General features: G+C 70.4%; 10 protein-coding genes. 7 read left to right on the forward strand and 3 right to left on the reverse strand.

Translation table 11 applies throughout. The features are described 5' to 3' along the window. Positions 1-32: 32 nt before the first annotated feature. The 3 genes from POL72_RS41995 (at position 33) to POL72_RS42005 (ending at position 4813) form a co-directional block, all read left to right on the forward strand. On the forward strand, positions 33-1838 hold the full coding sequence (locus POL72_RS41995; RefSeq protein WP_272102494.1) for an acyl-CoA mutase large subunit family protein: 1806 nt from the start codon (positions 33-35) through the stop codon (positions 1836-1838). Positions 1839-2163: 325 nt separating this feature from the next. Further along, positions 2164-3903: an ABC transporter substrate-binding protein gene (locus POL72_RS42000; RefSeq protein ID WP_272102495.1), complete on the forward strand. Its 1740-nt coding sequence runs from the start codon at positions 2164-2166 to the stop codon at positions 3901-3903. Between the two features lie 259 nt (positions 3904-4162). Next, positions 4163-4813 (forward strand): hypothetical protein, encoded by a 651-nt coding sequence (locus tag POL72_RS42005; RefSeq protein WP_272102496.1) that lies wholly within the window; start codon positions 4163-4165, stop codon positions 4811-4813. Between the two features lie 43 nt (positions 4814-4856). Here the strand turns inward: POL72_RS42005 and POL72_RS42010 are convergent, their stop codons facing one another. The 3 genes from POL72_RS42010 to POL72_RS42020 form a co-directional block, all read right to left on the reverse strand. Continuing rightward, positions 4857-5525 carry a PE-PGRS family protein gene (locus POL72_RS42010; RefSeq protein WP_272102497.1) on the reverse strand — a complete coding sequence of 223 codons (669 nt, stop codon included), beginning with the start codon at positions 5523-5525 and terminating at the stop codon, positions 4857-4859. A 181-nt stretch (positions 5526-5706) separates the two neighbouring features. Next, positions 5707-6936 carry an AAA family ATPase gene (locus POL72_RS42015; RefSeq protein ID WP_272102498.1) on the reverse strand — a complete coding sequence of 410 codons (1230 nt, stop codon included), beginning with the start codon at positions 6934-6936 and terminating at the stop codon, positions 5707-5709. Positions 6937-7001: 65 nt separating this feature from the next. Beyond that, positions 7002-7940, reverse strand: coding sequence for an FKBP-type peptidyl-prolyl cis-trans isomerase (locus POL72_RS42020; RefSeq protein WP_272102499.1), 939 nt, complete (start codon positions 7938-7940; stop codon positions 7002-7004). A gap of 177 nt (positions 7941-8117) precedes the next feature. On the opposite strand from POL72_RS42020, the gene ppdK reads away from it, so the two are divergent. The 4 genes from ppdK to POL72_RS42040 all read left to right on the forward strand — a co-directional run bounded on the left by ppdK (position 8118) and on the right by POL72_RS42040 (position 14463). Further along, positions 8118-10889 carry a pyruvate, phosphate dikinase gene (gene ppdK / locus POL72_RS42025; RefSeq protein WP_272102500.1) on the forward strand — a complete coding sequence of 924 codons (2772 nt, stop codon included), beginning with the start codon at positions 8118-8120 and terminating at the stop codon, positions 10887-10889. Positions 10890-11091: 202 nt separating this feature from the next. Beyond that, the gene (locus tag POL72_RS42030) at positions 11092-12636 is read left to right on the forward strand and encodes a hypothetical protein (RefSeq protein ID WP_272102501.1); all 1545 of its coding nucleotides are present in this window, start codon (positions 11092-11094) and stop codon (positions 12634-12636) included. An 87-nt stretch (positions 12637-12723) separates the two neighbouring features. Further along, positions 12724-13455, forward strand: coding sequence for a PspA/IM30 family protein (locus POL72_RS42035; protein WP_272102502.1), 732 nt, complete (start codon positions 12724-12726; stop codon positions 13453-13455). 294 nt (positions 13456-13749) lie between these two features. Beyond that, on the forward strand, positions 13750-14463 hold the full coding sequence (locus POL72_RS42040; RefSeq protein WP_272102504.1) for a hypothetical protein: 714 nt from the start codon (positions 13750-13752) through the stop codon (positions 14461-14463). Positions 14464-14520: the final 57 nt, after the last annotated feature.

Here is a 14520-nt window from a genome sequence, read left to right on the forward strand (position 1 = left end):
CATCGCGCGCGCGCCGCGCTAAAATGCCGGCCATGGCGCCTCGAGAGCTCACCCCCCCTCCGGAGACGGCGGCGGATCGCGCGGTCGGGTCCCCGGAAAACGCCGGCGAGCGCGGCGGCGACGCGCTCCGTTCCACGAACGGCGGGGGCGGAGAGGGGCTCGGGCTCGACGAGGCAGGGCTCGCGGCGCTCCGGCGCGCGGTGGCCGCGTGGCGCGCGGGCCCGGTCGCCGAGGCGTCGGCGCGCTTCCCGCCGCGGAGCGAGCGGTTCACGACGTGGAGCGGCATCGACGTGCCCGACCTCGCGACCCCGGCCGACGCGCCGGTCGACCACGCGGCGGATCTCGGGCTGCCCGGGGAGTACCCGTTCACGCGGGGGGTCCAGCCGACGATGTACCGCGGCAGGCTCTGGACGATGCGGATGTTCGCGGGCTTCGGCACGCCGGAGCAGACGAACGCGCGGTTCAAATACCTGCTCGCAGAGGGCCAGACGGGCCTGTCGACCGCCTTCGATTTCCCGACCCTCATGGGCTACGACTCCGACTCTCCGCGGTCGCTCGGCGAGGTCGGGATGTGCGGTGTCGCGGTCGACACGCTCCGCGACATGGAGGTGCTCTTCGACGGTATCCCGCTCGACCAGGTGACGACGTCGATGACCATCAACGGCCCCGCCGCCGTGCTGCTCGCGTTCTATATCGCGCTCGCCGACAAGCGCGGGATCCCGCGGAGCCGCGTCGGCGGCACCGTGCAGAACGACTGCCTCAAGGAGTTCATCGCCCAGCACGCCTGGCTCGTCCCCCCGCGCCCGGCGATGCGCATCGTGACCGACATGATCGAGTTCTGCGCGCGCGAGGTGCCGCGGTGGAACTCGGTGTCGATCAGCGGATACCACATCCGGGAGGCGGGCTCGACCGCCGCGCAGGAGCTCGCGTTCACGCTCGCGGACGGGCTCGCCTACGTCGAGAGCTGCGTGGCCCGCGGCCTCGACGTGGACGCCTTCGCGCCGCGCCTGTCGTTCTTCTTCGACGTCCACAGCGACTTCTTCGAGGAGATCGCCAAGTTCCGCGCCGCGCGCCGCATGTGGGCGCGGTTCCTCAAGGTGCGGTACGGGGCGAAGAAGGCCGAGAGCATGAAGCTGCGGACGCACGCGCAGACAGCCGGCGTGTCGCTGACGGCGCAGCAGCCGTACAACAACGTGGTCCGCGTCTCGCTCCAGGCGCTCGCCGCCGTGCTCGGCGGCACCCAGTCGCTCCACACGAACTCGCTCGACGAGACGTACGCGCTCCCGACCGAGGAGAGCGTGACCATCGCCCTCCGGACCCAGCAGATCATCGCCCACGAGAGCGGGGTCGCGAACACCATCGATCCGCTCGGCGGCAGCTACTACGTGGAGTGGCTCACAGACCGCCTGGAGAAGGAGGCCCTCGCTTACATCCAGCGGATCGACGAGATGGGCGGGATGGTGGCCGCCATCGAGAAGGGGTATCCGCAGCGCGAGATCGCCGCCTCTGCCTACAGGTTTCAACGAGAGCTGGAATCGAACGAGCGGATCACGGTGGGCGTCAACCGCTACGCCGCGGCGGGCGAGAAGACGATCCCCCTCCTCCGCATCGACGAGCAGGTGCAGCGCGTTCAGTGCGAGAACCTGGCCCGGGTCAAGGCCCAGCGCGACCAGGACCGCGTGCGGCGCGCCCTGGCCGACGTGCGGAGCGCCGCGCGGGGCCGCGATAACCTGATGCCGCCCCTCATCGCGGCGGCCAGCGCCTACGCGACCGAGCAGGAGATCTGCGACGTGCTGCGCGACGTCCTGGGGACCTACAGCGATCCGGCCGAGTTCTGAGCGCGCGCGGGATCGCGCGGGATCGCTCGGGTAGGAGCGCACAGGAAGGAGCGCGCGCCGCTTGCTGCGGTGCGCCGCGGGCCCCGGCGTGCGCATCCGATCAGGTTGCGGGCGGCGTGGGGGCCGGGGAACCCCTTGATTCGTCAGGTTGACACTTCTCTACGTCGGCCGGTAGAGTGCGCCGGCGTCAGGTTGCCGCAGTCGCGGCTCATCCGTGGCGCCGCCGTACGGTCTGCTGTTGTCGCTGCGCTGCGGCGCTGCGAGCTGTCGGTCGAGAAAGAGGATCGTCGTGGGCGACCGAGGTCGCCGCGTAGGGAGCAAGCTTATGAAGAGTCGATCCATGTCGCGCCGCATTTTTGCCCTTTCGGCGCTCGTCCTATCTGTCGGCGCCACGGCGGCCTGCGACAACAAGGGGCCCGAGTCCGGTGCCGCGGGGCCCGCTGGCTCGGCCGGGCCCGCTGCCGGGGCTGCGGGCGCGAAGGGCGACGCGAAGGGCGGCGCGAAGTTCGTCACCATCTCCAGGGAGCAGCAGGCGTCCTGGGTTCGTAACTTCAACCCCCTGCTCGGCGAGGGGGCCACGCGCTTCCCCACCGTCGCGGGCATCTACGAGCCCATGATCGTGTACAACACGATGAAGGGCGAGTACGTCCCGTGGCTCGCCACGAAGTACGAGTGGAGCGACTCGAACAAGAAGCTCACCTTCACGACCCGCTCCGAAGTCAAGTGGTCTGACGGACAACCCTTCTCGGCGAAGGACGTCGCGTTCACGTTCGGGCTCCTCAAGAAGTTCCCGGCGCTCGATCTCACGGGCGTGTGGAAGCTCATCGACTCGGTCGAGGCCAAGAGCGACACCTCGGTCGAGTTCGTCTTCAAGGAGGCGTTCGTCCCCGGCCTCACCTACATCGGCCATCAGCCGATCGTGCCGGAGCACAAGTGGAAGGACGTCGCCGACCCGGTCACGTTCACGAACGAGAACCCGGTCGCGACGGGGCCCTTCACCGAGGTGAAGACCTTCCAGAACCAGATCTACGAGCTCGGCAAGAACCCGAACTACTGGCAGAAGGGCAAGCCGGCGGTCGAGGGGCTCCGCTTCCCGGCGTACCCGGGCAACGACCAGGCGAACCTGGCGCTCATCAACGGCGAGGTCGACTGGGCCGGCAACTTCGTGCCCGACATCGACAAGACCTACGTCGCCAAGGACCCGGAGAACAACCACTACTGGTTCCCGCTCGTCGGCGGCACCGTGACGCTCTACCCGAACGCCACGAAGAAGCCGTTCGACGATATCAAGCTGCGCAAGGCCATCAGCATGGCCATCGACCGCGCCCAGATCGCGAAGGTCGCGGTCAACGGCTACACGGTCGGCGCGGACGGGACCGGGCTCGACGACGCCTACGGGCGCTGGCGCAGCGACAAGGCTGCCGCGGCCGGCGACTGGACGACCTTCGACGTGGCCAAGGCGAACGCCCTCCTCGACGAGGCCGGCTACGCCAAGGGCGCCGACGGGATCCGCGCGAAGGACGGCAAGCCGCTGAAGTTCGACATCAACGTCGTGACCGGCTGGTCCGACTGGGTGCGCGCCGTCCAGATCACCGCGCAGAGCCTGAAGGCCGTGGGCATCGATGCCACGCTGAAGACCTACGACTTCAGCGCGTTCTTCGAGGCGCTCCAGAAGGGCACGTTCGACATGTCGATGGGCTGGACCAACACCGAGCCCACGCCGTTCAACTACTACCGCGATCTCATGGCCCCGGAGTTCGTGAAGCCCGTCAACGAGGTCTCGAACCGCAACTGGCACCGCTTCGCCGCCAAGGAGGCCGAGCCGCTGTTCAAGAAGTTCGCGGCCGCGACGGATCCGGCGGAGCAGAAGGCCATCGTCGACGATCTGCAGCTGATCTACGCCCAGCAGGTGCCGGTCATCCCGCTGTTCAAGAACCCGTCCTGGGGCGAGTACAGCACGAAGCGCTTCGTCGGGTGGCCCAGCAAGGAGAACCCGTACGCGAAGCTGTCGCCGAACAACTCGCCGGACTACCTGCTCGTCCTGACCGAGATCAAGCCGAAGTGAAGGCCGCTGCGCTGCGCGCCGGGCTTCCGGCGCGCAGCGTGTGTGTCCCCGCCGAGAGCGGGGGGCAGATTCGTGTGATACGGGCTCAGCCGCTAGGCAGGTGAGTGAGGCGTACGTAAGTACGCCGCAGCGAGCCGAACGACGCGGATGAGCCCGTAGCGCACGAAGATGCGCCCCGCCTAGCCTTTCTCTCTCTCTTCTCCCTTCGACTCAGCACAAACCTTGGCCGCCGGCGGCGCCGGTGCGAAGATCGCACTGCATGCTCCCCTCGGGCGTCCAGATTGCACGCTTCGCTGCGCTCCTCTCCGGAGTCTTCCTCCTCGCCGCCTGCGGCGGCAACCAGCACGCGGGCGCCGCGGCGTTCTGGGAGGGCAACGCCGTCGATCCCGCCGCGCCGGAGGATCAGGCGGGCGCGAAGAAGAAGGCGCCGCGCAGGGCTTTCGGCGAGCCCGACGATTTCGGTGGCGCCCCGTCCACGCCCGAGGAGCGGGCGCCCTCGTCGTGGGTGGGCGTGCGGCACGATCTCTCGCTCGCGCGCGCCGAGTCGCGCAAGGAGCGCTGCAGCTGCCTGGCCGTGGAGGTGGGGGAGGCGCGCGACCCCAGGTTCCAGTGGGCGGCCGGCGCGCCGGAGACCTCGGCCAATACGCTGGCCATCGCCCTGAGCGCGCGCGGGGTGCCCTGCCCGGGCGGCGCCGCCGACGAGGAGAGCCGGCGGCCCTCGATCTCGGCGGTCGATCAGGAAGGGAACGATATCGTCATCGAGGTCGAGGAGCTGCCCACCGGACGGCCGCTCGCGACAGGCGCCGTGATCCCGAGGCCCGCTCCGGGCGGGGCGATCTACGTGAAGGGGAGAAGCGCGAAGATCCCGTATGCGCGCGCCGCGGGCGGCGCGCGCTGCAAGGTCTACTGAGAGCCTGCGCCGTCGGGACAGGCGCTGCGCTGGGCAGAGGGGCTCACTCGGGAGCGCCGGCGCAGATCCAGTCGTTGATCTTCTTGATATTGGCCGCAGACAGGGCCTGGTTCGGGGGCGGGGGCATGCGCTTGCCTTCGGCGCAGAGGTTCTGGCCGTGCAGCAGGTTGATGATGTAGCTCTCGCTCGGCTTGCCCGGCACGACGAGCACCCTGCCGTCGCAGGTCGCGCTGTCGTGCTCGACGAGCCCGTCGTGGGCCGCGTTCGCGCGGAGATCGAGGCCGCCGGGCGCAGGGCCGTTATTGCCGTGGCACCCCGCGCAGTTCGTCTGCAGGATCGGCCGCACATCAGCGAAGGTCGCGGTGTCCGCGCCGCACGCGGGATCGCCTGGGGTGGCGGAGCCGCCTTCGCCGGTGCCAGCGCCGCCGGTGCCGCCGCCCTGGCCGCCCGTGCCGACATCCGCGCCGCCGGTGCCGCCGCCCTGGCCGCCCGTGCCGACATCCGCGCCGCCGGCGCCGCCCTGGCCGTCGGTCCCGCCGGCGCCGCCGCCCTGGCCCGAGCTGCTGCTGCTGCTGCTGCCGCTGCTGGTCGAGGTGCTTGTCGAGGTGCTTGTGCTGTTGCCCGTCTCGCCACCGTCGTCAGAGCAGGCAGCCGCCGAGAACCCGATGGTCAGACAGAGGACCAGTTGAAGTGCAGTTTTCTGGGAAAGCATGTGAGGACCTCTTTGACGCTGTGTTCGCGCGGCGAGAGCCGCGCCGTCAACTCGCGGAGGACCCTAGATGGCATCGTTACCATCCACAACGCATTTCAGAAAATGAAAATGCTTATCGTTATCGCGAGCTCGCGACACTGCAATGCAATGATAGAGCTGTACAGGGATTGGTTCGTCGCCTCTACGCGGAGAACGCCTTCGAGGAGAGCAGCTCTCCCGGATCGCGCTCGGCCATGTCCTCGAAGCGCGGGAGGTCGGCGAGGCGGCGCGTCGTCGTGGCGGAGGTCTCGGGGTCGCGCTGGAACGCGATCGCGCGGCTGAGGCCCTGCTTCGACACCCCCCGGAGCAGCGCGGGCGAGTGGGTCGTCGCCACGATCTGGCAGACGGAGGGCCGCGCCGCCCCCTCGAGGAGCTGCGCGAGCAGGCCGGCGCGCTCGGGGTGCATGCCGGCGTCCGGGTCCTCCACGAGGAGGAGCGAGCCCTCCGGCGCGGTGAGCACGCCGGCGATCTTGCCGAGCGCGCGCAGCGCGCCGTCCGGGAGGCTCGGCGCCGGGACGCGGGCGCCGCCCTTCTCGACGAGCACCATCATGACGTCGCCGAGGCCCGTCTCCGCGAACTCGATATCTTCGATCTCGGGCGCGAAGATCGAGCGCACCCAGCCGAGCACATCGGCCTTGTGCTCGGCCTCCTGGCAGAGCCAGCGGAGCACGGCGGAGAGGTTCTGCCCGCCGGCGCCGAGGTTCTCTATCTCGTGCGGCACGTAACCCCTCATCCGCGAAGGATCGATGTCGAGCGACAGCGTGCTCCGCATCGCGACCTGGAGCGCGTTGCAGAGCGCGATGACGTCCGAGAGGCTCACGTCGTCGCCGCGCCCGCGGTGGTGCTCTATCTGGCCGAGCAGGCTGCGCCGCGCGGGGTTGCGATCCATCGACGCGAGCCGCATCGAGCGGCCCTTCTTCGACGCCGCCTTCATCACTCCGCCCGAGGCGAACCCCTCCAGCCCCTTCAGCGCCGACGCCGGCGTGTCGAAGAGCGTGCCCCCGGCCGACCTCGCCTCGAGCGACTCGTGCTCCACGATCACGTCAGGCTCGACCTGACACGTGATCTTGTGTGTGAGCTCCTCCTTCCCTATCGCCCATCGGCTCTCGATGGTGAACGATTTGGCGCCCCTGTGCGTGGCCCCTTGCGTGCCGCCGCGCAGGCCCGGCCACACCTCGCGCTTGCCGTCGACGCGGCCGCGGAAGATGTCGCACAGCGGTAGATCCAGCCCGACGCCCTGCAGGAAACGCAGGGCGTCGAGGAAGTTGCTCTTCCCGGAGCCGTTGGCCCCGAGCAGCAGCGTGAAGGGGGCCAGCTCCACCGTTTGATCGGCGAAGCTCTTGAAGTTCCTGAGTCGAATAGATGTCAGCATGCCTGGCCGCTCGCAGCGATCATGTGACCAGGCAGTCGGCCGGTTGTAAAGCGCCGGCCGACGGCTCAGCGAAAGTCGATGAGCTCGACGTCGAATACGAGCATGCCGGCGGGCGCGCCGGGGCGTGTGGGCTTGTCGCCGTAAGCGAGGTCGGCCGGTATCCAGAATCGCGCCTTCTCGCCTTTCACCATCAGCTGTAAGCCCTCGGTCCACCCCTTGATCACGCCACCCACCGGGAAGGTGGCCGGTTCGTCGCGGACGATCGAGCTGTCGAACATCTTCCCGTCGGTCGTCCAGCCCGTGTAGTGGACGGTGGCGCGGCTCGTCGGCTTCGGGTGCTCGGTGCCCGTGCCCTTCTGCAGGACCTGGTAGGCGAGCCCGGAGGCGGTCTTCGTCGCGGTCTTCGGCGCCGCCTTCACGTCCTTCGGCGCGGGCGGCGGCTTCGGCGCGGGGGCGAAGTCGAGCAGCTCGACGTCGAACACCAGCATTCCGGCCGGGGCGCCCGGGCGGGTCGGCTTGTCGCCATAGGCGAGGTCCCCGGGGATCCAGAGGCGGCGCTTCTCGCCCTTGCTCATGAGCTGGAGCGCTTCCGTCCACCCCTTGATCACGCCGCCCACCGGGAAGGTGGCCGGCTCGTTGCGGACGATGGAGCTGTCGAACATCTTCCCGTCCGTGGTCCACCCCGTGTAGTGGACCGTCACCTTGTCGTCCGGGCCGGGATGCGCCTTCTCCTTGCTCGGCGCCAGCACCTTGAACGCGAGGCCCGATGCGGTCTTCTGCGCGTCGGCGGGCGGCGCCGCGACGTCTGGCGGCGCGGGCAGGCCGGCGGGCTCTTCGGGCTGCTGCGGCGCGGCGGGGGGCTCAGGGGTGGGCGGCGGCGGCGGGGCCTGGTTGACCGAGACGCTCACCGGCGCGTCGGCGGTCGCCTGTGAGGCAGGCTTCGGGTCGCACGCGGTGAGGGGGACGGCGAGCATCGCAACGAGGACGAGGGAAAAGCGCTTCATGCGCGGCTTCATAGCTCGTCTGCCGTCGAGGGCCGGTATTTTTGTGAGGTGCACGCCGTGGTTCCGACGGATGTGGATCCGACAGGGGACGTCGGCGGCCGGCCGTCCGTCGGGCCTCCATTCCGCGGTTCGAGGGATCTCGACCTGACTGCGAGGACGGTCTAGCGTGCGCCCGCCATGGGGAGATCGATATATTTCTTCGGCGCAGGGCAGGCGGACGGGGACGCTCAGCAGAAGGATCTGCTCGGCGGAAAGGGCGCGGGGCTCGCGGAGATGACCCGCCTCGGCATCCCCGTGCCGCCGGGCTTCACGGTCACCACCGAGGTCTGCAACGCCTATTACGCTTCAGGGAAGGCGCTCCCCGCCGGCGTCGAGGACGAGATCAAGGCGGCGATCGGCCGGCTGGAGTCGCTGCGCGGCGCGGGGTTCGGCAGCCCCGAGGCGCCGCTGCTCGTGTCGGTCCGCTCGGGCGCGCGCGCGTCCATGCCGGGAATGATGGATACCATCCTGAACCTCGGCCTGAACGACGAGATCGCGCGGGGGCTCGCGCGGCGAACGGGCAGCGAGCGATTCGCGCTCGACGCCTATCGGCGGTTCATCCTGGCGTATGCCGATATCGTGCTCGGCGTGCCCCGCGACCGCTTCGAGGAGGCGCTCGGCCGCGCGCGCAGGCAGGCCGCCGCGAAGCTCGGCGTCGACGCGACGCGCCTGAACTCGGCCGAGCTCGAGCGCAAGGTGCCCGACTCCCAGCTCGATCCGGAGTCGCTCGCGGCCTTGATCCAGCGGCAGAAGGATATCGTCCTCGGGGCGACGGGCCGCCCGTTCCCCGACGAGCCCTACGCGCAGCTCTGGGGGGCGATCGGCGCCGTATTCGATAGCTGGAAGAACCACCGGGCCCAGGTATACCGGAAGATGCACGATATCCCGGAGGCCTGGGGGACGGCTTGCACCGTCCAGGTGATGGTGTTCGGCAACCTGGGTGACGACTCCGGCACGGGGGTCGCGTTCACGCGCGATCCGTCGACCGGAGAGCGGCGCTTCTATGGCGAGTGGCTCCCCAACGCGCAGGGCGAGGACGTCGTCGCGGGGGTGCGCACGCCGCACCCGCTGTCGATCATCGGCACTGGCGAGGGCGGCGGCGGTGTAGGTGACGAGAGCTCGCTCGAGGCGCGGATGCCCGCGGCGTACGCGGCGCTCGTCGAGGTGCAGGGCAAGCTCGAGCAGCACTTCCGCGACGTGCAGGACCTGGAGTTCACGATCCAGCAGGGCGAGCTCTTCCTGCTCCAGTGCCGCACCGCCAAGCGCACGGGCCGCGCGGCCGTGCGCATCGCGGTCGAGATGGCCAAGGAGGGCCTGATCAGCCAGCGGGAGGCGATCCTGCGGGTGGATCCGGGCTCGATCGATCAGCTGCTGCACCCGAGCATCGACCCGAGCGCGCCGAAGGAGCTGCTCGCGCGCGGCCTGCCGGCGAGCCCCGGGGCGGCGACGGGGCAGGTGGTGTTCAGCGCGGACGAGGCGGAGCGGCGCGCCGGCCAGGGCAGGGCGGTCATCCTCGTGCGCTCCGAGACGTCGCCGGAGGACATCCACGGCATGAAGGCGGCGCGCGGCATCCTGACGGCCCGCGGCGGCATGACGAGCCACGCGGCCGTGGTGGCGCGGGGGATGGGCAAGAGCTGCGTCGCCGGCTGCTCGGCCATCAGCGTGAGCCAGGGCCGTATGGCCGTGACGATCTACGACGATCACGGGCGCGCGACCGGCACCATCACGGTGAAGGACGGCGACCTGATCACGCTCGACGGCGGCACCGGCACCGTTTACCTCGGGGCGGTGCCGACCATCCCGGCGGCGCTGAGCGGCGAGTTCGAGGAGCTCATGGCCTGGGCCGACGCGGTCCGGCGCCTCAGGGTGCGGTCGAACGCCGACACGCCGCACGATGCGAGGACGGCGCGCAACTTCGGCGCGGAGGGCATCGGGCTCTGCCGCACCGAGCACATGTTCTTCGACGAGGAGCGCATCCAGGCGGTGCGGGAGATGATCCTCGCGGACGGCGAGCTCGGGCGGCGGCGCGCGCTCGCGAAGCTGCTCCCGTTCCAGCGCAGCGATTTCGTGGGCGTCTTCCGGGAGATGGCCGGGCTGCCGGTGACGATCCGGCTGCTCGATCCGCCGCTGCACGAGTTCTTGCCGCAGGACGAGGCGCAGCTCCAGCAGCTCTCGCGGGCGACGGGCGTCTCCGCGGAGGATCTCCAGCGCAAGAGCGCGGAGCTCGCCGAGTACAACCCCATGCTCGGCCACCGCGGCTGCCGGCTGGCGATCACGTCGCCGGAGATCTACGAGATGCAGGCGCGCGCCATCCTCGAGGCGGCGTGCGAGGTCGCGGCGGCGGGCATCGAGGTGGAGCCGGAGATCATGATCCCGCTCAGCATGACCCGGCGCGAGCTCGCCCTCACGCGCGCGCTCGTCGAGGGGGTCGCGGAGAAGGTCTTCGCCGAGAAGGGGCGGCGGGTCGACGTCCGGTTCGGGACGATGATCGAGCTCCCGCGCGCCGCGCTCAGGGCCGGCGAGCTGGCCGAGGAGGCCGAGTTCTTCAGCTTCGGCACGAACGACCTCACGCAGACGGCCCTGGGCATCTCGCGCGACGACGCGGGCCGGTTCCTCGGCGCGTACGTCGAGGCCGGCATCTTCGCGAAGGATCCGTTCCAGTCGCTGGACGTGCCCGGCGTCGGAGAGCTCGTCGAGATCGGGCGGGATCGAGGGCGCGCGGCGCGGCCCGGGCTGAAGCTCGGTATCTGCGGCGAGCACGGCGGCGATCCGAGCTCGATTGCGTTCTTCGAGAGGGCGGGGCTCGACTACGTGTCTTGCTCCCCGTTCCGCGTCCCCATCGCCCGCCTCGCCGCGGCGCAGGCGGCGCTCGCGGCCGAGGCCGCGAGGGGTCCGCGCGCGACGGACTGACACCCGCCGTCCGGCGACATATGCCCGGAGAGGGCGTCGGGACATCCGTTCTCACGAGCGTGCTTTGATTACGCTCGTGCGAGCTTTGGTATCTCGCCAAGTCTGCTAAACCAGGAACCTCGCTGTTCATCGCCGGTGTCTCGCCGGGCGCGCCTGCCTGCCCGAGCCGCACCACCGCGCGCTGGCGAGACATGGAGGTTTCATGCGTCATCTCGGCGTCTCCTCTGCGCTCCTCGCATTTCTCGGGGCCGCGACATCGGGTGTGTTCGTCGCGGTCGGCTGCCATGCCTCGGGCCCGCGCCCCGAGCTCGGCGCGAGCGGCGGCGCGCCCGGGGGCGGCGGAGGCGGCGCGGGCGGCGGCGGCGCGTCCGAGGGCGGCAGCGGCAGCGGTGATTTCGTTCCGGATGACGGCCTTGGCGGGGCTGCCCCCGGCGACGACGACGGCGGCGGGGGCGATGCTGCCGTGAACCCGTGCGGGACCCAGTGCGGCCCCGAGGAGCTCTGCGATCTCAACCACCTCGGCCTCGACGACGACTGCGACGGTCAGGTCGACGAGACGTGCTCCTGCGTCGCGGGGCAGGCGCACGCGTGCTTCATGGGCGATCCTTCGTACCGCGCGGCGGAGGGGTGTTTTCCTGGCACCGAGCTTTGCAACGAGGTGGGGGTCTGGGGGCCGTGCGTCGGCGGCAGCCACGCGACGGAGGCCTGCTTCAGCGAGAACCCCGCGGGGTGCCACGCGCTGAGGGTGCCTCCGTTCGCGAACGTGGATCTGAAGGAGGGGACAGGCACGTTCAGCGTGGACGCCGAGCCTGGCTCGGAGACATGGAGCGTCGTTTGCCCCGCGGGCATCGATCCCTGTCCGGCGGTGTCCGGAGCGAGCCCGGCGGATGACTACAAGCCGCTCCAGTCGGGGGAGTACAAGGTCATCTACACGAAGCGCCTCGCGGACGGCGCGACCGACTCTTGCGAGTATGCCCTTTACGTCGGCGCGCCCGGCCTGCGGGTCGAGCTCGAGTGGGAGCACGACCTCGGCGGCCAAGGGGTGGATCTCGATCTGCACCTGCACAAGCCGGGCGACACGCAGCCGTGGGCGGTCTCCGGCTCGCCGAACGACTGCGGCTACAACAACTGCACCGTGGACACGCTGGGGTCGGATCCGGAGCTCCGGTGGTTCAGCGACGGCGCGTCGCCGCCGGAGCCGGTGAGCTGGTATGCGGACCCGGAGGCGGCCAAGAACACGTGTTATTTCGCCCCTCGCGGCGCCGGGCAGGCGTGGCGCGATCTCGATCAGGGTTGCTATAACCCGCGGCTCGACATCGACAACATCACGTGCGACCCCGACGTCACGAACCCGGACAGCGATGATTTTTGCGCGCCCGAGAACATCAACGTGGATTTTCCGCCGTTCGGCCAGTGGACGCGGATCGGCGTCCATTACTACTCGGCTCATGGCCGGAATTACGCGGTCCATCCGCGGATCAAGATCTTCTGCAATGGCTCCCTCGGGGCGGATCTCGGCCCGACCGGGTTCTACGACCCGGAGGCGCCCGTCACGTTCGCGCCGGCCGACGGGAGCACCCGGTACTGGCTGGTCGCCGACGTCGCGTTCGTCGATGGGGGGGAGTGCGGGGAGGACACCTGCGTGGTGAGGCCGCTCTACGAGGACGAGACGCTGAAGACGCCGCTGCTGACGACGCGGTCGTCCGTGGAGTCGAGCTTCGGTCCGGCGTACCCGCCGCCGCCCTGATCGCCGGTCTCCCCGGGGCCGCGGGGGCGCCTGCGGCCCCGCGCGCGGGCGCTTTACAGGCGCGGCGGGGCGGTGCACGCTAGCGGCATGGGCATCTTCGACCGGATGGGAAAGGTCATCTCGAGCAACGTCAACGCGCTCCTCGACAAGGCGGAAGATCCGAAAAAGTCGCTGGATCTCATCGTCGAGGAGATGAAGGACCAGGTCCGCGCGGCGCGGAAGGAGCTGGTCGACGCGGTGGCGGCCGAGAAGGTGCTGCGCAAGAAGGTCGACGAGCTCGACGCCGAGGCGGAGAAGTGGGAGAAGCGCGCCGAGCTCGCGCTGAAGGCGAACGACGAGAAGCTCGCCCGCGAGGCGCTCGTGCAGAAGAAGCGCGTGGTGGGCGAGCGCGACCGCGCCGAGGCGATGCGCGCGGAGCAGCGCTCGGCGGTGCTCTCGATGAAGACCGAGCTCGAGCGCATGGAGGCCAAGCAGGAGGAGTTCCAGGCGCGGAAGGGCACGCTGGCGGCGCAGATCCAGCAGCAGCGCGCCGGCGGCGGCGCCGAGGGGCTCGGGGCGCGGGGCGGCCAGAGCGCCTTCTCCGAGTTCCGGCGGATGGAGGAGCAGGTCGAGGGGCAGGTGGCGCAGGTCGCGGCGTCGCGCGAGATCGAGGAGGCGATCTCCGGCGGCGGGCTGTCGGCGGCCGAGCTGGAGGCGAAGTTCGCCCAGCTGGAGCACGGCCGCGGGGGCGCCGGCGGCGGCAGCGCGGACAAGCCGGGCGGGGCGGCGGTCGACGACGAGCTCGCCGCGCTGAAGAAGCGGATCCGGATCGGGTCCTGAGGGGCCGAGAACCCAGAAGAAGCGCGGCACGAGGGCGGGGGAGCGGCGGCCGTCCTCGCCGGACGCGCTCCGCGGCGCCGGCGATGCATCGAGCGTCATTCTGCCTCGGCGAGCATCCTTCCTTCGACAGGTGACGAAGGCGCCGCCATGAAGCGGCGCGGGCGACATCCCGCAGATCGGCGCGACCGCCGGGGGTGTGTCGCGAGATTGTGGGTTCAGCCGTCTGGGCCGATATTTTTGGCGCCTTTGTAGCTCATGTTACGCTGTCGCGCGTCACAGAGAGCCGAGGTGCGAATGAAGTGGATATCGATCGTCTTTCTTGGGTGCTCGCTGGTTGCCTGCGGGGATGACGAGGTCAGCTTTGGCAGCGGCGGCGCGGGCGCGGGCGGTCATGCCGCAGGTGGCGGCGGCGCGGGCACGAGCGGCAGTGCCGAAGGCGGCGGCGGCGCGGGCGCGGGCGGCAATGCGGAAGGCGGCGGCGGCGCAGGCACGGGCGCGGGCGGCAGTGCCGAAGGTGGCGGCGGCGCGGGCATGGGCGGCAGTGCGGAAGGCGGTGGCGGCGCAGGCACGGGCGGCAGTGCGGAGGGCGGCGGCGGCGCAGGCACGGGCGGCAGCGCGGAGGGCGGCGGCGGCGCGGGCGGCAGCAGCCTCGATACGACGGAGCTCGCGATCGCTGCCGACGAAGCCGCCACGGCGGGCTGCGCGACGTTCGTGGACGGGGCCTGGGGCGTCGGGGAGACCGACTTCATCGACGGCGAGCCCACCAACGACGCGTGCGCCCTGGTGCCCGTGCTGGTCGAGGGAGATCCCTATTGGATCGCGTCGCGCGAGTTCGAGGGGGACATCCATATCGACATCCTGGAGCACTCCTTCTCGGATGCAACGGCGGCTATCGGCGAGGGGCGCCATTCGTTCGTCCTCCGCAACTTCACGTTCGATGCGATCTTCTCCGGGACCCTCGATGTGGCGGACGTGACGGATGACGCCGTCACCCTGTCGATCCAATAGAGCCCGCCGCAGGGAAGAAGGAGCCGCGACGAGGAGGCGCCGGCGAGGAAGAGAGCG

The organism is Sorangium aterium, assembly GCF_028368935.1.
GTDB classification, from domain to species: Bacteria; Myxococcota_A; Polyangia; order Polyangiales; family Polyangiaceae; genus Sorangium; species Sorangium atrum.